This is a genomic window from Phenylobacterium aquaticum (genome assembly GCF_022695515.1).
Taxonomy (GTDB): Bacteria; Pseudomonadota; Alphaproteobacteria; order Caulobacterales; family Caulobacteraceae; genus Phenylobacterium; species Phenylobacterium aquaticum.
Map to the genome: position 1 here is coordinate 1 of NZ_JALDPT010000057.1, position 19,924 is coordinate 19,924.

Here is a 19,924-nt window from a genome sequence, read left to right on the forward strand (position 1 = left end):
AAAGGCGGCTCGCGAGGCGGAGATCCGCAGCCTGGCCGAGCGCGCCGCCCTGGACGAACAGCGCGCCCAGGTGGTCGCCGCCCTGGCCGACGGTCTGTCAAACGTCGCCAAGGGCGAGCTGACCTGCCGGCTCCATAACGCCTTTCCGGCCGAGTACGAGGGTCTGCGCCACGACTTCAACGCCGCCGTCGCGGCCCTCGACGAGGTGCTGGCCCATATCGGCGGGGCGACCTCGGGCGTGCGCACCGGCTCGACCGAGATCGCCCACGCGGCCGACGACCTGTCTCGCCGGACCGAACAGCAGGCGGCCAGCCTGGAACAGACCGCCGCGGCGCTGGAGCAGCTGACCGCCACGGTCAAGGGCACCGCCGCCGGCGCCAAGGAGGCCCGTCAGTTCGTGGCCGAGGCCCGGGCCGGCGCCGAACGGTCCGGCGCGGTCGTCGAACAGGCGGTCACCGCCATGTCGCAGATCGCCGAATCCTCCGGCCAGATCGGTCAGATCATCGGGGTGATCGACGAGATCGCCTTCCAGACCAACCTCCTGGCGCTGAACGCCGGGGTCGAGGCGGCGCGCGCCGGCGAGGCGGGCCGCGGCTTCGCGGTGGTGGCGGCCGAGGTGCGGGCCCTGGCCCAGCGCTCGGCGGAAGCCGCCAAGGAGATCAAGGGGCTGATCGCGGCGTCCGGCGGTCATGTGAAGTCCGGCGTCGACCTAGTCAGCCAGACCGGCCAGGCGCTCGGGGCCATCGTCGCCCAGGTGGCGCGGATCGACGACCTGATGGGCTCGATCTCGTCCTCGTCCCAGGAACAGTCGACGGGCCTCGCCGAGGTCAATGTGGCGGTCAACCAGATGGACCAGATGACCCAGCAGAACGCCGCCATGGTCGAGGAGACCACGGCCGCGGCGCACGCCATGAGCGCCAACGCCGTCGAGCTGGCCGAGCAGATCTCGCGGTTCCGCACCTCGGGCGCGGCGCCCGTGCAGACCGCCCGCGCCCCGTCCGCCATCCGCCGCCGCCCGTCCGCGCCGCGCCGGCCACCCGGGGCGCCCTGGCCCTGGCCGAGTCGCCGCAGCCCGAGGGCTGGGAGGAGTTCTAGATGAACGCTCAGCGTCGTATCGATCCGATCGCCAATGACACCGGTAGCCTCGACAAGGCCTCCGCCCAGGCGCGCCGGATCGGCGGCCTGAGCGCCGACTATGTGCTGCGCGCCATCGCGGAACTGGCCTCGATGTTCGACGGCGACATCCTGATGGGGGTGATCTTCCTGGCCCTGTTCCGGGCCAGCGTCGAACATGTGGGGCCTTCGCTGCGCAATATCGTCGCCGGCGAAGACGGGGTGGTGCCCGATCACGCGCGGCGGCCGATCACCACGCTCGCGCTCGCCAATTCCCTGAACATGCCGCGCGAAACCGTGCGGCGCTATGTGAACCGACTGGTCGAGCTGGGCTTCTGCGCCCGGGATTCCGAACGGCGGCTGATCGTCACCGAGGCCATGGCGCGCCGGCCCGAGATCGGCGCCCTGTTCAGCGCCAATCGCCGGCATCTGGAGCGCGTGCTGTCGGCCCTGCGGCGCGAGGACATGCTCTGACGCCCGCAAGGGGCTAGGATGGGGCGTGACCGCGCCCGCGCTGATGAGACCCGCCCGATGGCGCCGGCTGACCCCCGGCGAACGGGCGCTAGCGCTGAGCCTGCCCCGCGCGGCCTTCGATCCCGACGGCCTGCGCCTGTGGGCCGCCCCCGGGCTCGGCCGCGCCTTTGTGCCGGGGTCGCGACTGATCGTCTGGCCGGCGGCGAGCGCCTGGACGGATTTCGCGGCGGCGCCCCTGGAGCTGCAGGCGGTGTTCGTCCACGAACTGGTTCATGTCTGGCAGGCGCGAAGCGGCGTCTTCCTGCCCTGGGCCAAGCTCCGGGCCGGGGACGGGCCCCGCGCCTACGCCTATGACCTGGCGGCCGCGCGAGATTTTTCGCGGCTCAACATCGAGCAGCAGGCCATGGTCATCCAGCACGCCTTCCTGGCCGCCCGAGGCGGCGCCGCCCCTTATGGCGCCAGGGATTACAAGGCCTTGCTGGACGCCTGATTCGGGCGCTGACGGGCCGGCGGCGGATTTGACAAGGGTCAAACACTCTTGCGAGACGCCCGTGCCATCCCATATCGCGACTCGACGGCGGTTTCCCCACGGGTTAACCGCCCGAGACCCTGAATCGAACCGGGGACGACGACCAAAAAAGGGGCGCTTGGGATCAAGGCCCTCAAGGCGACGTCCGCCAACAAGGAGCGAGTAAGAGACTCGACATGAGCAAGATCATCGGCATCGACCTGGGCACGACCAATTCGTGCGTTGCGATCATGGACGGCAAGACGCCGAAAGTGATCGAGAACGCCGAGGGCGCCCGCACCACGCCTTCCGTGGTGGCCTTCCTGGACGACGGCGAACGGCTGGTCGGCCAGCCCGCCAAGCGCCAGGCGGTGACCAACCCCTCCAACACCCTGTTCGCGATCAAGCGCCTGATCGGCCGCTCGGCCTCCGACCCGCTGGTCGAGAAGGACAAGGGCATGGTGCCCTACGAGATCGTCAAGGGCCCGACCGGCGACGCCTGGGTGCGCGCGCACGGCAAGGACTATTCGCCCCAGCAGGTCTCGGCCTTCATCCTTCAGAAGATGAAGGAAGCCGCCGAGCAGCACCTCGGCGAAAAGGTCGAAAAGGCGGTCATCACCGTCCCGGCCTATTTCAACGACGCCCAGCGTCAGGCGACCAAGGACGCCGGCAAGATCGCCGGCCTGGAAGTCCTGCGCATCATCAACGAGCCCACCGCGGCGGCGCTCGCCTACGGGCTTGAGAAGAACGACGGCAAGAAGATCGTCGTCTACGACCTCGGCGGCGGCACCTTCGACGTCTCGATCCTGGAGATCGGCGACGGCGTGTTCGAGGTGAAGGCCACCAACGGCGACACCTTCCTCGGCGGTGAAGACTTCGACATGCGCGTCGTCGACTACCTCGCCGACGAGTTCCGCAAGGAGACCTCGGTCGACCTGCGCAAGGACAAGCTGGCGCTGCAGCGCCTGAAGGAAGAGGGCGAAAAGGCCAAGAAGGAACTGTCCTTCACGGCCCAGTACGAAGTGAACCTGCCCTTCATCTCGATGAACGCCTCGGGTCCGCTGCACCTCAACATCAAGATCACCCGCTCCAAGCTGGAAGCCCTGGTCGAGGACCTGATCGCCAAGACGGTCGGCCCCTGCGAGCAGGCGCTGAAGGACGCGGGCCTGAAGAAGTCCGACATCGACGAAGTGATCCTGGTCGGCGGCATGACCCGCATGCCCAAGGTCGTGGAGACGGTGAAGGCGTTCTTCGGTCGTGAGCCGCACACCGGCGTGAACCCCGACGAGGTCGTGGCCCTGGGCGCCGCGGTCCAGGCGGGCGTGCTGCAAGGCGACGTCAAGGACGTGCTGCTGCTGGACGTGACCCCTCTGACCCTGGGCATCGAGACCCTGGGCGGCGTGTTCACTCCGCTGATCGAGCGCAACACCACCATCCCGACCAAGCGCTCCCAGACCTTCTCGACCGCGGACGACAACCAGTCGGCCGTGACGATCCGGGTCTTCCAGGGCGAGCGTCCGATGGCGCACGACAACAAGATGCTGGGCCAGTTCGACCTGGTCGGCATTCCGCCGGCGCCGCGCGGCGTGCCGCAGGTCGAGGTGACCTTCGACATCGACGCCAACGGCATCGTCAACGTCTCGGCCCGCGACAAGGCGACCTCGAAAGAGCAGTCGATCCGCATCCAGGCCAATGGCGGCCTCTCCGACGCCGACATCGAGAAGATGGTCCGCGAAGCCGAGGCCAACAAGGCCGAGGACGAGAAGCGCAAGGCGGTGGTCGAGGCCAAGAACCAGGCCGAGACCGTGGTCCACTCGACCGAAAAGGCGATGGCGGAGCACGGCTCCAAGATCGGTCAGGCCGAGCAGGACGCGATCAACACCGCCATGGCCGATCTGAAGTCGGCCCTGGAGGGCGATGACGCCGAGGCGATCTCCGCCAAGACCCAGACCCTGATCCAGGCTTCGATGAAGCTGGGCGAGGCCATGTACGCGGCCGCGCAGGGCGGCGAGGGTCAACCTGAAGCCTCGGGCGGCGACGACGTGGTCGACGCCGAGTTCGAGGAAGTCGGCGACGACGACAAGAAGTCGGCCTGACGCCCGCCCCATGGCGGCCCTTCGCATCCTTCATGTGAGGCGGCCGCCATCGGGGAGCCCGCGCCCTATTGTGGCGCGGGGCTTGCAGGGGAGCTTTCGCTCTCCCACCTCCTTTTCCATGAACAATTGAAGCCCTGACCTTCGATGCGGGACTATTACGAGATCCTGGGCGTGACCCGTGGCTGCGACGAAGCCGCGCTGAAGTCCGCCTTTCGCAAGCTCGCCATGGAGCATCACCCCGACCGCAATGGCGGTTGCGAGGAGGCCGAAGGCCGCTTCAAGGAAATCAACGAGGCCTATTCGGTCCTCTCCGACGCCAAGAAGCGCGCGGCCTATGACCAGTTCGGCCATGCCGGGGTCAATGGCTCGCAGGGCGGGCCCGGGGCCGGCTTCGCCGATGTGAACGACATCTTCTCCGAGGTGTTCGGCGACGTCTTCGGCGACATGTTCGGGGCGCGCCAGCGGCGCAGCGGCCCGACCCGCGGCCAGGACCTGCGCTACGACCTGGAGATCACCCTGGAGCAGGCCTATGCCGGCTCCGAGGTCGAGATCGTGGTCCCCGCCTCGATCACTTGCGAATCCTGCGAGGGCTCCGGCGCCAAGGCCGGCACCAGCCCGACGGTCTGCGGCTCCTGCGGCGGCGCCGGGCGCGTGCGCGCCAGCCAGGGCTTCTTCTCCATTGAACGCGCCTGCCCCCGCTGCGGCGGCTCGGGCCGCCTGGTCCTCGACCCCTGCAAGGATTGCCACGGCCACGGCCAGGTGCGCCGCGAGCGCACCCTGCAGGTCCGCATCCCGGCCGGCGTCGACGACGGCGCCCGCATCCGTCTGGCCGGCGAGGGCGACGGCGGAACCCGCGGCGGCCCGCGCGGCGACCTCTACATCTTCCTGTCGGTGGCCCCGCACGAGCTGTTCGAGCGCGACGGCCTGGACCTGCTCTGCACCGTCCCTGTGCCCATGACCGTCGCGGCCCTGGGCGGCGAGATCGACGCGCCCTGCCTGATGGGCGGCGAAAACTGCGACGGCAATTGCAAGATGACGGTCAAGGTGCCCGAGGGCGCCCAGACCGGCCGCACCGTGCGCCTGAAGGGCAAGGGCATGCCGTCCCTGCGCTCCCGCGATCGCGGCGATCTGGTGGTCGAGCTGTTCGTCGAAACCCCGACCAAGCTCACCGCCCGCCAGAAGGAGCTGCTGCGCGAGCTCGGCGACCTGTGCGGCGAGCAGCAGAACCCCAAGTCGGCCAGCTTCATCGGCAAGGCCAAGCGCTTCTGGGAAGACGTGACGGGGACCTAGACCTTCCCCTCGCGGCCCCGGCGGCGTTCCCTCGCCGTCTCCCGATAAATCCCTGCAACAATCCCGGGTCAGGTTTAGTCTGACCACAGGGGATCGCGTCCGCATGTACGGCGCGACAGGGGAGGACGTCATGGGTCTGAAGACCGTCATTCTGGCCGCCACCGCGGCCTGCGCCATCGCGGGCGCGGCCGCCGCGGGCGACTATTCCAAGAGCGTCGTTCCCGGCTATCCGGACGTGGCGGCGGAATATCTGCAGGTCCCCGGCTACGCCGCCCCCGGCACGCCCAAGGGACTGAACACCGCCAGCTTCCTGCGCCTGAGGGCCGCCGTCGATGGTGACGCTCCGCGCCCGGCCAATGCGGTGATCGTCGCCCTGCCGGGCTTCGCCTCGACCCCGTCCCACTGGCTCTACCTGGCCAGCCAGCTGGTGCATAAGGCGCAGGCGCGAACCTGCGACGGCCAGCCCTGCCGGGTGGAGGTGTGGGTGCTGCAGCGCCGCGGGGCGAATCTGGCCGACACCACCGCCCTGACCGCGGCGCGCAAGGCCAGGTCGCCCAGGCTGGCCCTCGACTATTATCTCGGCCCAGACGCCCTGCAGCCCTCGGCGGTTCCCGGCGCCCCGGCCCAGGTCGGCCCGGCCACGGCCCAGGCCAAGTGGAAACCCCTGTCCGAGCAGGATCTGGCCTTCATGGCCGACTGGGACTTCCAGGCCTATGCCGGGGACGTGGACGCCATGATCGGCCTGATCGGTCAGAAGACCGGGGCCCACAACATCTTCCTGGCCGGTCACAGCCAGGGCGGCGGATTCGTCTCGAACTATGCGGCGCGCCTCAAGCCCAGTGGCCAGCGTGGGATCGCCGGGCTCTCGGGCCTGATCTTCCTGGACGGCGGCCCCTCGGCGGGGACGCAGCAGACGCCGACGCCCGCCGAGCTGGACGCCTATTTCGCCCATGTCGCGGACCTGAGGGCCGGCAAGGCCCCAGTCTACACCGACGCCAACGGCCTCCTGGGCGCCGTGGCCGGCCCGGCCTCGGCCGCCAGCCAGTCGGTGACCGGGATCTATTACGCCTTCTCCGACCCCACCGCGGAATCGATCTTCCCCCTGCGCACCGCGGCGATGAAGGAGGGGCCGGGGGACAAGTTCCTCAAGGCCATCAGCCTGACCTGGCTGGCGCGGGCCGGGACCAGCTTCGACACGGATCCGGTTCCGGGCGGCGGGGTGCAGATGCCGGTGCTGCAGTTCCTCGGCGAGGGCCTGGGCGTGCTGGACTTCAAGCCGGTCCCCGGGACCGAGACCCAGTGCGACCAGACCCCGCCCGCGCCCCTGCCGCCGGGTCCGGCGCGGATGATGATGGGCGCGCCCCCCAAGTGCGTGCCGTCCGCGGCCATGGTCGATCCGAACAAGGTCTATGGCTGGATCGAGGGCGGCGGGAACGGCGGCTCGCCGATTGACGCCGGCAAGGCTAAGGCCTGGATGGACAGCCAGGGCTTTGCGCCGGCGCGGTCCAACATCCGGCCGGTCACTGTGCGCTTCAAGGACGCCGGGACGCTCACCCTCGACGCCTCCGACATGATCGGGTCGAACTGGTACCCGTCCGAGCGCTGGGACTATGACGCCGGCTTCGTCGGCAAGTACAAGATGCTGAAGGTCGACCGCGACGGGGTGAAGCTCGACGTCGACAAGACCGCCATCGCCAATATCCCGGTCTATGTGGCCCGCCAGGGCTTCACCCAGGGGGTGTCCGGCAATCCGTTCCCGGGGGTCAGCGACTATACGGAGATCAACCGCACCGGAACCTGGCAGACGGACCAGGCCAAGGCGGTGACGCCCTTCGATCCCAAGATCAATGTCGCCATCCTGCACCACACCGACTTCGTCTCGGCCGACGATTCCACCCCGGACAAGGGCCGGCCGGGAGAGGCGGGGAACTCCGCGGTGGCCAACACCCTGATCGACTGGGTCCTGAAGCGCGCCAAGGGCGCGGCCCAGGTTCCGACGCCGAAGGCCCTGGGGGTGGTGACCCGCTACTGAACCAGGGCTTGGATGTCCGGCCACATATAGCTGACCTCGAACACGGTCCCGCCGGGGCCCGGTTCGCGGCGCGGCGGCTCGGCCTGGCCGCCCATGTGCTCATAGAACCCGCGGGCCGGCAGGTTGTCGCGCAGGGTCGAGATCATCAGCGACCGGGCGCCCTGGTCGGCGAAGATTCGCGCCATGGCGATCAGCAGCCGCGCGCCCAGGCCCTGGCGCTGGGCGGCCAGCCGCACATAGAGGGTGTGGATCTCCGCTTCGCCGGGCTTGCGGGTGCGCGAGGGGCCGCCCGAGGCGTAGCCGACGATGCCGCTCCGATCGGCGGCGGCCAGGGTGGCGTCGTGCGGGCCGGGACGGATCAGGGCCCGCTCGAAGCGTCGGGCGTGGATCGGCACCGACATGCGGTCGAGATAGCTGTCGGCGATCAGGCCGCGATAGCTTTCGCGCCAGGCGGCGACATGGGTCTGGGCCAAGGCCTCGGCGTCTCCCGGACGGCCGGGAAGATCACATGCTGAAGGATGTCCTGGTCCATGCGCGCCTCCGCCCCTCAATCTAAAGCTTGGGGTTCGCGCGTCCGGGTTCAAGAGGATGGCTGACGCGGGGAGCGGGCGCCGTTAACCTGTGCTTCGCCCATGAACGCCCAGATCCCCCCCAGCACCCTGCCCCCCGAGGCCGCCGGCGCCACGCCGGTCATGGCCCAGTTCTTCGAGGCCAAGGCGCGCCAGCCCGATGCGCTCGTGTTCTTCCGCATGGGCGACTTCTACGAGCTGTTCTTCGAGGACGCCGAGAAGGCCGCCGCGGCGCTCGGCATCACGCTTACGGCCCGGGGCAATCACGGCGGGGCGCCGATCCCCATGTGCGGCGTGCCGGTCCATGCCGCCGAGGCCTATCTGGCCAAGCTGATCCGCTCCGGCTTCAAGGTCGCCGTCTGCGAACAGATGGAAGACCCGGCCGAGGCCAAGAAGCGCGGGTCGAAATCCATCGTCCGGCGCGATGTCACCCGCGTGGTGACGCCCGGCACCCTCACCGAGGACGGCCTGCTCGACGCCCGCGGGTCCAACCGCCTGGCCGCGGTCGCCGTACGCGCCGGGTCCGCCGCCGTGGCCAGTGTCGAACTTTCCACCGGCGAGGTGGAATGCTGGGCGGTGGCCCGCGAGAACCTCGGCTCCGCGCTCGCCGCGCTCGGCCCCTCCGAGATCCTGGTGCCCGACCGCCTGTTCGCCGACGAGGGGCTGAACGCCGCCCTGCGCGCCGCCGGCGGCCTGGTCCAGCCCCTGCCCCAGGCGCTCGCCGAACCTGCCGCCGCCGAGGCGCGGCTGAAGCGTCTCTATGGCGTCGACACCCTCGACGGCTTCGGGACCCTCTCGGGCGCCGAAATCTCCGCGCTCGGTCTGATCGCCGCCCATCTGGAGACCACCCAGGCCGGCCGCGTCCCGGCGCTCACCGCCCCGCGTCGGGCCGGCGAAGCCGACGTCATGGCGATTGATCCCGCCACCCGCGCCAGCCTGGAGATCGAGCGCAACCTCTCGGGGTCGCGCGAGGGCGCCCTGCTGGGAGCGATCGACCGGACCATCACCGCCTCGGGCGCGCGGCTCCTGGCCGCCCGTCTGGCCCGGCCGCTGCTGGACCCGGCCGCCATCGAGGCCCGGCTCGACGCCATCGACTGGTTCGTCGAGCACCGGAACCCCCGCCAACGGCTCAGGGAGGCCCTGCGCGGCCTGGGCGACATGGCCCGCGCCCTGTCCCGCCTGGCGCTCGGCCGCGGCGGTCCGCGCGACCTGGGCTGCCTGCGCGACGGCCTGGCGACGGGAGAGGCGATCGCCGCCCTGTTCGCCGAGGCGCCCGCCGCCCTGGAGGCTCCGCCCCCCGCGGAACTCACCACCGCCGTGGCCGCCCTGGACGCCGCCCGCCATCCGCGCCTCGCCGAATTCCGCCGTCTGCTGGCCGAGGGCCTGGGAACGGATCTGCCGCTGCAGGCGCGCGACGGGGGCTTCGTGGCCCCTGGCGTACGTGTGGAGCTCGACCAGGCCCGGGCGCTCCGCGACGACAGCCGCCGGGTGATCCTGGCGCTCGAACAGCAGCTGGCCGCCGACTCCGGCGTGGCGCTGAAGATCCGCCACAACGCCGTGCTCGGCTATTTCGTCGAGACGACCGCCAAGGCGGCCGAGCCGCTGATGACGTCGCCGCTCAACGCCACCTTCATTCACCGGCAGACGCTGGCCAACCAGGTGCGGTTCACCACGGTGGAGCTGGCCGAACTGGACGCCAAGATCGCCCAGGCCGCCGAGCGGGCACTGGCCATCGAGCTCTCGACCTTCGAGGCCTGGCGCGAGGCGGCCCGCGACGCCGCCTTCGAGATCCAGGCCGCCGCCGAGGGCGCCGCGCGCCTGGACGTCGCCGCGGGCCTGGCCGAATGGGCCGGCGATGTCGGCGCGACCCGGCCGATCCTCGACCGCTCCACCGCCTTCGAGGCCGAGGGCGCGCGCCACCCGGTGGTGGAGGCCGCGGTCAAGCGGGCCGGCGACGCCTTCACCCCCAATGACTGCCGCCTGGACGGCGCGGGGGTGGCGGGGCCAAGGCTCGCCCTGGTCACCGGCCCGAACATGGCCGGTAAGTCGACCTTCCTGCGCCAGAACGCCCTGCTGGCGGTGCTGGCCCAGGCCGGCTGCTATGTGCCGGCCCGGCGGCTGAGGCTGGGCGTGGTCGACCGGCTGTTCAGCCGGGTGGGGGCGGGCGACGATCTGGCCCGCGGCCGCTCGACCTTCATGGCCGAAATGGTCGAGACCGCCGCCATCCTCACCCAGGCGACGCCGCGCTCCCTGGTGATCCTCGACGAGATCGGCCGGGGCACCGCCACCTATGACGGCCTGGCCATCGCCTGGGCCTGCGCCGAGGCCCTGCATGAGGTGAACCGCTGCCGGGGCCTGTTCGCCACCCACTATCACGAGCTGGCCGTGCTCGAGGGCCGCCTGGCCCATGTCGCGAACCTGTCGCTCAAGGCCAAGGAGTGGAACGGCGACCTGATCTTCCTGCATGAGGCCGGCCCCGGCCCGGCCGACCGCTCCTACGGCGTGCAGGTGGCCAAGCTGGCGGGCGTGCCGCCGGCGGTGGTGGCCCGCGCCCGCGACGTGCTGGAGCGGCTGGAGCGGGAGGCGGGCGCCCCGGCCCACCTCGACGACCTGCCGCTGTTCGCGGCGACCGCACCGACCCCTGAGCGTCTTGGCCCCAGCGCGGTCGAGACGGCGCTGGGCGACCTCGATCCCGACAGCATGAGCCCGCGCGAGGCGATGGACGCGCTCTACCGCCTCAAGGGCCTGATGGCCTGATCGATGGGACTGAAAGCGCTGATGGTCGATGTGGACGGGGTGCTGGTTCATCCCCAGCGCGGCGGCCATTGGAGCGATGGGCTGGAGGCCGAGCTGGGGCTCAGCCGCGCCGCCCTCGACCAGCACTTTTCGCCCCGCACTGGGAGGACGTCATGCTGGGGCGGGCCGACCTGCATGAGCGTCTGGCGCCGGTCCTGGCCGAGATCGCCCCGCATCTGACCAGCGCCCGCCTGGCGGGCTACTGGTTCGCCGCCGACGGGCGGCTGGACGAGGACCTGCTCGCCGACCTTGCGGACCTGCGGGCCGAGGGGCTCGTCCTGCACCTGGCGACGGTGCAGGAGCACCACCGGGCGCGCTATCTCTGGGAAGCGCTGGAGCTGCGGCAGGGTTTCGACGCCATGCACTATGCCGCCGACCTGGGCTCGGCCAAGCCTGACCCCGCCTTCTACGCCGCGATCGAGGCCCGCACCGGCTACGCGGCCCACGAACTCGCCCTGCTGGACGATCGGCCCGCCAATGTCGCGGCGGCCCAGGCCCGGGGCTGGGGCGGCGTCCTGTGGGACGGCGGGCGGCCGATCCGCGACCTCTTGGCGGAGTTTCGCGCCTCCTAGATTGAGGTTCGAATCCGAGGCCTGGACCCCAGGCATTTCGCACAACCTGCGAGACTTTTCCGCACTCGCAAAGGTAATGTTTGGTCAACCACGAAGAGAAATTGAAGGTTAAGACGTAGGCTGTAGAACGGCTTTACCAAGCGCCGAGGAATAATCCTCAGTCAAAAGCGCCCGTCGGAGAACTACTTTGATCAAGATCGCCACTATTGCCGCCGTTGCTTCCATTGCTGCTTTCGCCATCGCCGCCCCGGCGAGCGCCTCGGAAATCCGCGTTTCGGTGGCCGGCAAGACCATCGCCCAACTCGACGCCGAACTGACCAACGCCGCGCGCACCGTCTGCAAGCGCGATACCGCGGGTTCGTTCAGCTACAATTCGGAATACGCCTCCTGCTTCAAGGCGAGCCTCGCCGACGCCCACGCCCAGCTGCAGAAGTTCGCGGCCGCCGAAGGCAAGCAGTTCGCGTCGCGCTAATCGCCGACCCGACATCGCGGAAAGGCCGGCGCCCGTCGCCGGCCTTTTTGCGTTTTGGGAGGCGTGCGGTCTTTGATCGCCTGACCAGCCGGCGCGAAGCCCTATATGACTGTCGGTTCCGACATCGTCCCGAGGCTTCCCTTTCATATGCCGCCGCGCCTGCGCCCCACCCGCCTGGAATATGTTGTCGACGGCGTGCGCCTGCGCGCCCAGCTGTCGGCTGCGGCCCTGGACGCCGCCGGCGATGCGGCCGAACAGCGCCGCCGGGCTCTGGAGATCCTCAAACAGGCCCTGTTCCGCGGCCGGATGATCGCCAAGGAGCGGCTTGAGAACGGCGCGGGCGGCATCGAGACCGCCCGCCTCCTGTCCGGCGTCACCGACGAGGTGGTCACCGCCCTCTATGATTTCACCACCGTCCACGTGTTCCGGGCCCGCAACCCGACCGAGGGCGAGCGCCTGGCCCTGATGGCGGTCGGCGGATACGGCCGGGGCACGCTCGCGCCCTTCTCAGATCTCGATCTCCTATTCCTGCGGCCCTACAAGCAGACCGCCCACGCCGAGAGCGTGATCGAGTTCATGCTCTACGCCCTGTGGGACCTGGGCTTCAAAGTCGGCCACGCCTCACGCACGGTCGAGGAGTGCATCAAGCTCTCCCGGGAGGACTACACGATCCGCACCTCGATCCTGGAGGCGCGGCGCCTGACCGGGGACGAGAACCTCGCCGACGAGCTGACCCGCCGGTTCCGGGCCGAGGTGGTCAAGGGCACCGCCGCCCAGTTCGTCGCCGCCAAGCTTAAGGAACGCGACGAGCGTCAGGAGCGGGCCGGCGCCAGCCGCTATCTGGTCGAGCCCAATGTGAAGGAGGGCAAGGGGGGCCTGCGCGACCTCAACACCCTGTTCTGGATCGCCCAGTACATCCACCCGGTCGCCCAGGTCGACGGCTTCGTGCCGCTGGAGATGTTCGACCGCAAGGAGGTGGCCGCCTTCATCCGGGCCATCGACTTCCTGTGGGCCGTGCGCTGCCACCTGCACTTCACCACCGGCCGGCCTGAAGAGCGCCTGACCTTCGACCTGCAGCCGGAGCTGGCGCGCCGCATGGGCTATGGCGACCGGGGCGACGCCCCGGCGGTCGAGCGGTTCATGCGCCGCTATTTCATGATCGCCAAGGAGGTGGGCTCGCTCACCCGGGTGTTCGCCGCCAAGCTGGAATCCGAGCGGGTCAAGCAGCAGCCCAAGGGCATCTCCCGCCTGCTGCCCGGCCGCGGCCAGGGGCGCAAGAAGGCGCTGGACCCCGGCTTCTACGAGGATGGCGGCCGTCTCAACATCGACAGCCCGAAGATCTTCGAGGAAGACCCGATCAATCTCCTGCGGCTGTTCCGGCTGGCCGACCGCCGGGGGCTGGACCTTCACCCCGACGCCTTCACCGCCGCCAGCCGCCTGGCCACCCTGATCGGGCCCAAGGTGCGGCGCGATCCCGAGGCCGCCAAGGTGTTCCTGGACCTCCTGGCTCACAGCCGCGAGCCGCAGCGGGCGCTCACCCTGATGAATGAGGCCGATGTGCTCGGCCGCTACATCCCCGAATGGGGCCGCATCGTCGCCCAGATGCAGTTCAACATGTACCACTCCTATACGGTGGACGAGCACACCCTGCGGGCCGTAGGCGTGATCGCCGACATCGCCGCCGGCCGCTTCGCCGAGGACCACCCCCTGTCCACCGCGGTCATGCCGCTGATCGACGACCGCGAGGCCCTGTTCCTGGCCATGCTGCTGCATGACACCGGCAAGGGCGGGGTGGGCGGCCAGGAGAAGGCCGGCGCCCGCTCGGCGCGCCAGGCCGGCGAGCGCATGGGCCTGGACCGCAAGCGCATCGAGATGATCGCCTGGCTGGTCGAGCATCACCTGGTGATGAGCGACTACGCCCAGAAGCGCGACGTCTCCGATCCCCGCACGGTGGTCGACTTCGCCCGCATCGTGGAGACGCCGGAGCGTCTGCGCCTGCTGCTGGTCCTGACCGTGGCCGACATCCGCGCCGTGGGGCCTGGCGTCTGGAACGGCTGGAAGGGCCAGCTGCTGCGCGAGCTTTATGCGGCGACGGAAGCCGTGTTCCGCGGCGGGCGCGGGTCCGACGCCGCCGCCGCCGTGCGCCGTCACCATGAGAACGCCGCCTATGACGCCCGGATGAGCCTGTCCAAGGTCGACCCGGCGTCGACCGCCTGGGCCCAGTCCATGGAAGACGCCTATTTCACCTCCTTCCCGGAGGCCGAGGTCCTGGCCCACGCCAAGCTGGCCCGTCGCGGCGCCAAGGACGGGGCGGCCGCCGTCGGCCATGTGCGCCCGGGCCTGAACGCTTCGGAAGTGGTGGTCGCGGCCCCCGACCGGCCGCGCCTGTTCGTCGACCTGGCCGCCGCCATCACCGCGGCCGGGGCCAACGTAGTGGGCGCCAAGGTCTTCACCTCCCGCACCGGCCAGGCGCTCGACGTCTTCTATGTGCAGGACGTGACGGGCGCCGCCTATGGGGCGGACAACGCCCGTTCCCTGGAACGCCTGGCGGCCACCCTGGAGGCGGCGGGCCGGGGCGAGCCGATCAAGTCCGAGGCCAAGAAGACCGGCGATCTCGGCCGGGCTGCGGCCTTCGCCATTACGCCCACGGTCATGCTCGACAACGAGGCCTCGGAGGTCTCCACGGTGGTCGAGGCGTCCGGCCGGGACCGTCCCGGCCTGCTGGTGGCCCTGGCGCGGCCGATCTCCGACGCCGGGCTCTCGATCCTGTCGGCCCATATCGACGGCTATGGCGAGCGGGCGGTGGACGCCTTCTATGTGGTGGACGCCGAGGGCAAGAAGATCACCGATCCCAAGCTGATGGCCGGGCTGAAGGCCGACCTGATGGCCGCCCTGGAAGCGGCGGAGACCCAGACCCAGACGCGGACCCGCAGCAATCTGCAGAAGGCCCGGGCCAGCAACGCGCGCTAGATCAATTGGTTAACGGCGAACTCACCTTGACGGCCGCCTTGGGGCTGCGCACAGAGGCTGGGTGAGCCAGCCCCCCTCGACCGCCGCCGCCGACACCCCCGCCAAGCCGGGCCCGAAGATGGGCAAGGCGCACGGCATGATCCGCTCGTCGATGATCTATTCGGCCTTCACCCTGCTCAGCCGGCTGTTCGGCTTCGTGCGGGACCTGGCGGTGAGCTACCGGCTGGGGGCGAGCGCCACCTTCGCCGCCGACGCCTTCAACGCCGCCTTCGCCTTCCCCAACCTGTTCCGCCGGATCTTCGCCGAGGGCGCCTTCGCGGCGGCCTTCGTGCCGGCCTATTCGAAGGCCCTGGCCACGGACGGGGAGGAGGTGGCCGACGTCCTGGCCGCCGACGCCATGGCGACGCTCGCGGCCGCCACCATCGCCATCACGGTCTTCGCCGAGCTGACCATGCCCTGGCTGATGTACCTGATCGCGCCGGGCTTCGCGGCCAATCCGGCCAAGTTCAAGCTGGCGATCATCCTCACCCAGATCACCATGCCCTATCTGCCCTGCATGGCGATCTACGCCCACCTGTCCGGGGTGCTGAACGGCCGCAACCGCTTCATCCTGTCGGCCTCGGCGCCCATCCTGCTCAACATCTGGACCCTGATCACCGTGTTGCCGGCGACCAGCCCGGTGCAGGCGGCCTTCGCCGCCTCCTGGGGCGTGGTGCTGGCCGGGATCTCCCAGGCCGCCCTGCTCTGGTGGGGGGTGCGCAAATCCGGCGCGCGGGTCGACCTGCGCTGGCCCAGGCTGACGCCCGAGATCAAGGCCCTGATCGCGCTCGCCGTCCCCGGCGCCATCGCCGCCAGCGCCAGCCAGATCAATGTGTTCGTCTCCGGCATGCTGGTCAGCCAGGTGAACGGCGCCCGCTCCTGGCTGGCGGTCTGCGACCGGCTCTATCTGCTGCCCCAGGGCCTGGTGGGGGTGGCGATCGGCGTCGCCCTGCTGCCCCGGCTGTCGCGGGCGGTGCACGCCGGCGACAAGGCCGAATCCTCGACCGCCATCGACGAGGCGATCGTCTTCGCCATGGCGCTGACCCTGCCGGCGGCCGTGGCCCTGATCGCCATGCCGTTCTTCCTGATCGACGCCCTCTACACCCGCGGCGCCTTCACCCTGGTCGACGCCCATGCGACGGCCAATGCGCTGTTCCACTATGGCTGGGGCGTGCCGGCCTTCGTGCTGCAGCAGCTGGTCAGCCGGGTGTTCTTCGCCAGCCAGGACACCAAGACCCCCATGCGCTACGCCCTGATCTCGGTCGGGCTGAACGTGGTGGCGGGCCTGATCCTGTTCCAGCTCATCGGCGTGCCCGGCATCGCGGCGGCCACCAGCCTGGCCTCCTGGGTCAATGTGGCGATGATGACCACCACCCTGCTGCGTCGCGGGCTCTACGCGCCCCAGGCCAAGGCGATCTCGCGCCTGGCCCGCATCGTCGCCGCCTCGGCCGCGCTCGGCCTGGTGCTGGGCGGGGCCTCGCACTATCGCGACCTCATCCAGGGGATTTTCGGCGGCCTGAAGCTCGGGCCGCTCGGGCCCAAGGAATTCTCGGTGGCCCTGGTCAGCGTGGCCGGCGCCGCCCTCTATCCGGCCCTGCTGTTCGCCTCCGGCGGCCTGACCCCGGCTGATGTCCGCTACGCCTTCCGTCGCCGCAAGGGCGAGGCCGCCGCGCCGGCGATCTCGGAACCGCCGCTCGGCTAAGACTTGCCCCGGAGGCGGCGGAGGATTATTGCCCTGGCCATGGCTTACCCCGGACACCTCAGCTGGCGATGGCGCCGCGTCTGATCCGCCCGTCTCGGCGCGCGATCGCGCGTCCCCATGCCTCCATTTCCGAAGCCTGACCTCATGACCGAACAGACCTCTCCCGCCTATGCGGGCCCCGCCCGCGTGCTCTCCGGCGTCAAACCCACCGGCGACCTGCACCTGGGCAACTATCTCGGCGCCCTGGTGAAGTTCACCCGCATGCAGCACGAGGCGGAGACCTTCATCTTCGTCGCCGACCTGCACGCCATCACCGAATGGCAGGAACCGGCCAAGTTGACCGCCCAGACGCGCGAGATCGCGGCGGCCTATCTGGCTGCCGGGCTGGACCCGAAGATCGCCACGATCTTCCCCCAGTCGGCGGTGACGGAGCATGCCGAACTCGCCTGGATCTTCAACTGTGTGGCCCGGGTCGGCTGGCTCGACCGCATGACCCAGTTCAAGGACAAGTCGGGGAAGAACAAGGAAAAGGCCAGCGTCGGCCTCTACACCTATCCGGTGCTCCAGGCGGCCGACATCCTGCTCTATAAGGCCACCCACGTGCCGGTCGGCGACGACCAGAAGCAGCATGTCGAGCTGACGCGCGATATCGCGGCCAAGTTCAACCACGACTTCGACGCGCCCGGCTATTTCCCCTTGCCGGAACCTATCCACCAGGGCGTCGGGGCGCGGATCATGTCCCTGCGCGACGCCAGCGAAAAGATGAGCAAGTCCAATCCCTCGGACGCGGCGCGCATCAACCTCACCGACGACGCCGACGCCGTGGCCCAGAAGATCCGCAAGGCCAAGACCGACGCGCTGCCCCTGCCGGAGACGCCGGACGAGCTGAAGGACCGGCCCGAGGCCCAGAACCTGATCGGCATCTACGCCGCGCTTGATGGCCGCACCGCCGCCGAGGTGCTGACCGAGTTCGCCGGCCAGGGCTTTGGAGCCTTCAAGCCGAAGCTCGCCGATCTCGCGGTGGCCAAGCTGGGACCGGTGACTGAGGCCATGCGCGGCTTCATGGCCGATCCGGCCGAGATCGACCGCATCCTGGCCGCCGGGGCCGAACGCGCCCGCGAGGTCGCCGCGCCCACCCTGCGCCAGGTCAAGAAACTGGTCGGCTTCTGGGGCGACTGACGTTCCTCCCTCCCCTTCATGGGGAGGGACAGGCCGGCTTGCCGGTCAGGGTGGGGAACGGCGGCTCAAGAGCCCCACCCGTCCGTCGCTTCGCGCCGGCCACCCTCCCCATGAAGGGGAGGGAAGGCGCGGACTCAGCCCCGCTCCGCCCCGCTTCAGAAAATCTCCGCCCCGCCGGACCTTGAGCTTTCGTGGCGCCTCCATACGTAACCGTCACTGCATCAGTTACGAACTAGGAGAGTTCCCGTGAGCAAGGTCGCCATCGTCTATCATTCCGCCGCCGGCCATACCGCCGCCCTCGCCCAATCCGCCGCCGAGGGCGTGCGCGATGCGGGCGCCGAGCCCCTGCTGCTGCGCCTGGAGGGCGACGACTACGCCCAGGCGCTGGAGGGCGTAAGATCCGCCGACGCCGTGATCTTCGGCGCGCCCACCTTCATGGGCGACCTGTCGGCCGGCTTTCGCGCCTTCGCAGAAGCCTCGGCCAAGGACTGGTACGTCCAGGCCTGGAAGGACAAGCTCGCCGCCGGCTTCACCGTGTCCAACAGCCCGTCGGGGGACAAGCTCAACAGCCTGACCAGCCTGGCGCTGTTCGCCGCCCAGCACGGCATGGTCTGGGTCTCGACGGGACTGCTGCCCGGAACCGTCGCGGGCAAGATCGGCCCGGAGGATGTCAATCGGCTCGGCTCCTTCCTGGGCGTCATGGCCCAGGCCGAGAACGCGCCGGCCGATGTCACCCCGCCCGCCGGCGACCACAAGACCATCCGCCTGCTCGGCGCCCGCGTCGCCGAGGCCGCCCGGCGCTGGAAGGCGGGCTCCCCTGCGGCGGTCGCCACGGCCGCCTGATATGCCGGCTTGAACCGGGGCGCGGTCAGCGCCACCTTCGCACCCTGAACGGACAGGCTTCGAAAGGGCGCAGATGGACCGCAAACTGGCGTTGGTGACCGGCGCATCCGCCGGGATCGGGGCGGCCTTCGCCAAGATCTACGCCAGCCATGGCTATGACGTGGCCCTGACCGCCCGTCGGCAGGACCGGCTCGACCGGTTCGCCGACGAGATCCGCCTGCGTCATGGGGTCGAGGTGCTGACCGTCGCCGCCGACCTGGCGGAGGCGGGCGCGCCGGTCCAGATCCTGGAGCACCTCTCGGCCCATGGCCGGCATGTGGACGCCCTGGTCAACAACGCCGGCTACGGCCTGCCGGGGAGTTTCGCGGAGACCAAATGGGAAGACCAGGCGGCCTTCCTGCAGGTGCTGCTGCACGCCCCCACCGAGCTCGCCCATCGGGTGCTGCCGGGCATGGTCGAGCGCCGGTTCGGGCGCATCGTCAATGTGGCCTCGCTGGCGGGCCTCGTCCCCGGCTCGGCGGGTCATACCCTCTACGGGGCGGTGAAGGCCTATCTGGTGAAGTTCTCCCAGAGCCTGCACCTGGAAAACCTGGCGACCGGGGTGCACGTCACCGCGCTCTGCCCCGGCTTCACCTATTCGGAATTCCACGACGTCAACGGCACGCGGGCTCAGATCAGCTCATCGACGCCGGACTGGCTGTGGCTGGGGGCCGACGAGGTGGCGGCCGCCGGCTATGAGGCGGTGGAGGCGGACCGTGCGGTCTGCGTGCCCGGCGCGCCCAACAAGGCCATCGCCGGCGTGGCCAAGATCCTGCCGGACGACTGGGCCCTGGCGCTGATGGCGTCCCAGGGCCCGAAGTTCCGGAAGGTCTGAGGCCCTACTTCTTCAGGCGCTGGTCGCGCTTGGCGGCGACGCGCAGGCGGAGCGCATTGAGCTTGATGAAGCCGGCGGCGTCGCGGTGATCATAGGCGACCTTGCCCTCCTCGAAGGTGACCAGGTCCTGGTCATAGAGGGAGTAGGGGCTGGTGCGGCCGATGACCGAGACATTGCCCTTGTAGAGCTTCACCCGGACCTGGCCGGTGACCATGGCCTGGCTGTGGTCGATGGCCGCCTGCAGCATCTCGCGCTCCGGCGCGAACCAGAAGCCGTTATAGATGAGTGAGGCGTATTTCGGCATCAGCTCGTCCTTCAGGTGCATGGACCCGCGGTCGAGGGTGATGCTTTCAATGCCCCGGTGGGCGGCGAGCAGGATCGTGCCGCCGGGGGTC

General features: G+C 70.0%; 15 protein-coding genes and 1 pseudogene. 14 read left to right on the top strand and 2 right to left on the bottom strand.

Going from position 1 to position 19,924, the window contains the following annotated elements; all coding sequences use genetic code 11:
* From MQH10_RS24645 to MQH10_RS24670, 6 genes are all read left to right on the top strand, one after another.
* A partial coding sequence (locus MQH10_RS24645) for a methyl-accepting chemotaxis protein (protein ID WP_336605225.1) occupies positions 1-1,099 on the top strand: 1,099 nt, incomplete at its 5' end.
* Entirely contained in the window at positions 1,096-1,587 is a 492-nt protein-coding gene (locus MQH10_RS24650; protein WP_242566623.1) for a helix-turn-helix domain-containing protein, read from the top strand. The genes MQH10_RS24645 and MQH10_RS24650, both read left to right, overlap by 4 nt.
* A 25-nt stretch (positions 1,588-1,612) precedes the next feature.
* Entirely contained in the window at positions 1,613-2,077 is a 465-nt protein-coding gene (locus tag MQH10_RS24655) for a hypothetical protein (protein WP_242566624.1), read from the top strand.
* A 215-nt stretch (positions 2,078-2,292) separates the two neighbouring features.
* Positions 2,293-4,191, top strand: coding sequence for a molecular chaperone DnaK (gene dnaK, locus MQH10_RS24660; protein WP_242566625.1), 1,899 nt, complete (start codon positions 2,293-2,295; stop codon positions 4,189-4,191).
* 144 nt (positions 4,192-4,335) lie between these two features.
* Positions 4,336-5,481, top strand: coding sequence for a molecular chaperone DnaJ (dnaJ, locus tag MQH10_RS24665; protein ID WP_242566626.1), 1,146 nt, complete (start codon positions 4,336-4,338; stop codon positions 5,479-5,481).
* 130 nt (positions 5,482-5,611) lie between these two features.
* A complete protein-coding gene (locus MQH10_RS24670) occupies positions 5,612-7,513 on the top strand; it encodes an alpha/beta fold hydrolase (protein WP_242566627.1) in 1,902 nt (633 codons plus the stop codon).
* Here MQH10_RS24670 and MQH10_RS24675 read toward each other — a convergent pair.
* Complete coding sequence (locus tag MQH10_RS24675; RefSeq protein ID WP_242566628.1) at positions 7,507-7,986, bottom strand: GNAT family N-acetyltransferase; 480 nt, start codon at positions 7,984-7,986, stop codon at positions 7,507-7,509. The genes MQH10_RS24670 and MQH10_RS24675 overlap by 7 nt on opposite strands.
* 159 nt (positions 7,987-8,145) lie before the next feature.
* On the opposite strand from MQH10_RS24675, the gene mutS reads away from it, so the two are divergent.
* From mutS to MQH10_RS24720, 8 genes are all read left to right on the top strand, one after another.
* A complete protein-coding gene (gene mutS, locus MQH10_RS24680) occupies positions 8,146-10,839 on the top strand; it encodes a DNA mismatch repair protein MutS (RefSeq protein ID WP_242566629.1) in 2,694 nt (897 codons plus the stop codon).
* Positions 10,840-10,907: 68 nt separating this feature from the next.
* Positions 10,908-11,450: an HAD-IA family hydrolase gene (locus MQH10_RS24690; RefSeq protein WP_336605226.1), complete on the top strand. Its 543-nt coding sequence runs from the start codon at positions 10,908-10,910 to the stop codon at positions 11,448-11,450.
* Positions 11,451-11,637: 187 nt separating this feature from the next.
* On the top strand, positions 11,638-11,922 hold the full coding sequence (locus tag MQH10_RS24695; RefSeq protein ID WP_242566632.1) for a UrcA family protein: 285 nt from the start codon (positions 11,638-11,640) through the stop codon (positions 11,920-11,922).
* Between the two features lie 147 nt (positions 11,923-12,069).
* Positions 12,070-14,892, top strand: a complete 2,823-nt coding sequence (locus tag MQH10_RS24700) for a [protein-PII] uridylyltransferase (RefSeq protein ID WP_336605227.1) — start codon at positions 12,070-12,072, stop codon at positions 14,890-14,892.
* A 61-nt stretch (positions 14,893-14,953) separates the two neighbouring features.
* Entirely contained in the window at positions 14,954-16,633 is a 1,680-nt protein-coding gene (gene murJ / locus MQH10_RS24705) for a murein biosynthesis integral membrane protein MurJ (RefSeq protein ID WP_419720801.1), read from the top strand.
* Positions 16,634-16,777: 144 nt separating this feature from the next.
* Complete coding sequence (gene trpS / locus MQH10_RS24710; protein WP_242566634.1) at positions 16,778-17,812, top strand: tryptophan--tRNA ligase; 1,035 nt, start codon at positions 16,778-16,780, stop codon at positions 17,810-17,812.
* Between the two features lie 246 nt (positions 17,813-18,058).
* Complete coding sequence (locus tag MQH10_RS24715) at positions 18,059-18,655, top strand: flavodoxin family protein (RefSeq protein WP_242566635.1); 597 nt, start codon at positions 18,059-18,061, stop codon at positions 18,653-18,655.
* A 73-nt stretch (positions 18,656-18,728) separates the two neighbouring features.
* Positions 18,729-19,529 (top strand): SDR family NAD(P)-dependent oxidoreductase, encoded by an 801-nt coding sequence (locus MQH10_RS24720; protein WP_242566636.1) that lies wholly within the window; start codon positions 18,729-18,731, stop codon positions 19,527-19,529.
* A gap of 4 nt (positions 19,530-19,533) precedes the next feature.
* Here MQH10_RS24720 and MQH10_RS24725 read toward each other — a convergent pair.
* A pseudogene (locus tag MQH10_RS24725) lies at positions 19,534-19,924 on the bottom strand (argininosuccinate synthase); the annotation flags it as partial.

What these genes read in the sequence shown, in the direction of transcription:
- MQH10_RS24670 (WP_242566627.1), top strand. Translation starts at nt 5,612, where the DNA reads ATGGGTCTGAAGACCGTCATTCTGGCCGCCACCGCGGCCTGCGCCATC.
- dnaJ (WP_242566626.1), top strand. Translation starts at nt 4,336, where the DNA reads ATGCGGGACTATTACGAGATCCTGGGCGTGACCCGTGGCTGCGACGAA.
- trpS (WP_242566634.1), top strand. Translation starts at nt 16,778, where the DNA reads ATGACCGAACAGACCTCTCCCGCCTATGCGGGCCCCGCCCGCGTGCTC.
- MQH10_RS24650 (WP_242566623.1), top strand. Translation starts at nt 1,096, where the DNA reads ATGAACGCTCAGCGTCGTATCGATCCGATCGCCAATGACACCGGTAGC.
- MQH10_RS24720 (WP_242566636.1), top strand. Translation starts at nt 18,729, where the DNA reads ATGGACCGCAAACTGGCGTTGGTGACCGGCGCATCCGCCGGGATCGGG.
- MQH10_RS24700 (WP_336605227.1), top strand. Translation starts at nt 12,070, where the DNA reads ATGCCGCCGCGCCTGCGCCCCACCCGCCTGGAATATGTTGTCGACGGC.
- dnaK (WP_242566625.1), top strand. Translation starts at nt 2,293, where the DNA reads ATGAGCAAGATCATCGGCATCGACCTGGGCACGACCAATTCGTGCGTT.
- mutS (WP_242566629.1), top strand. Translation starts at nt 8,146, where the DNA reads ATGAACGCCCAGATCCCCCCCAGCACCCTGCCCCCCGAGGCCGCCGGC.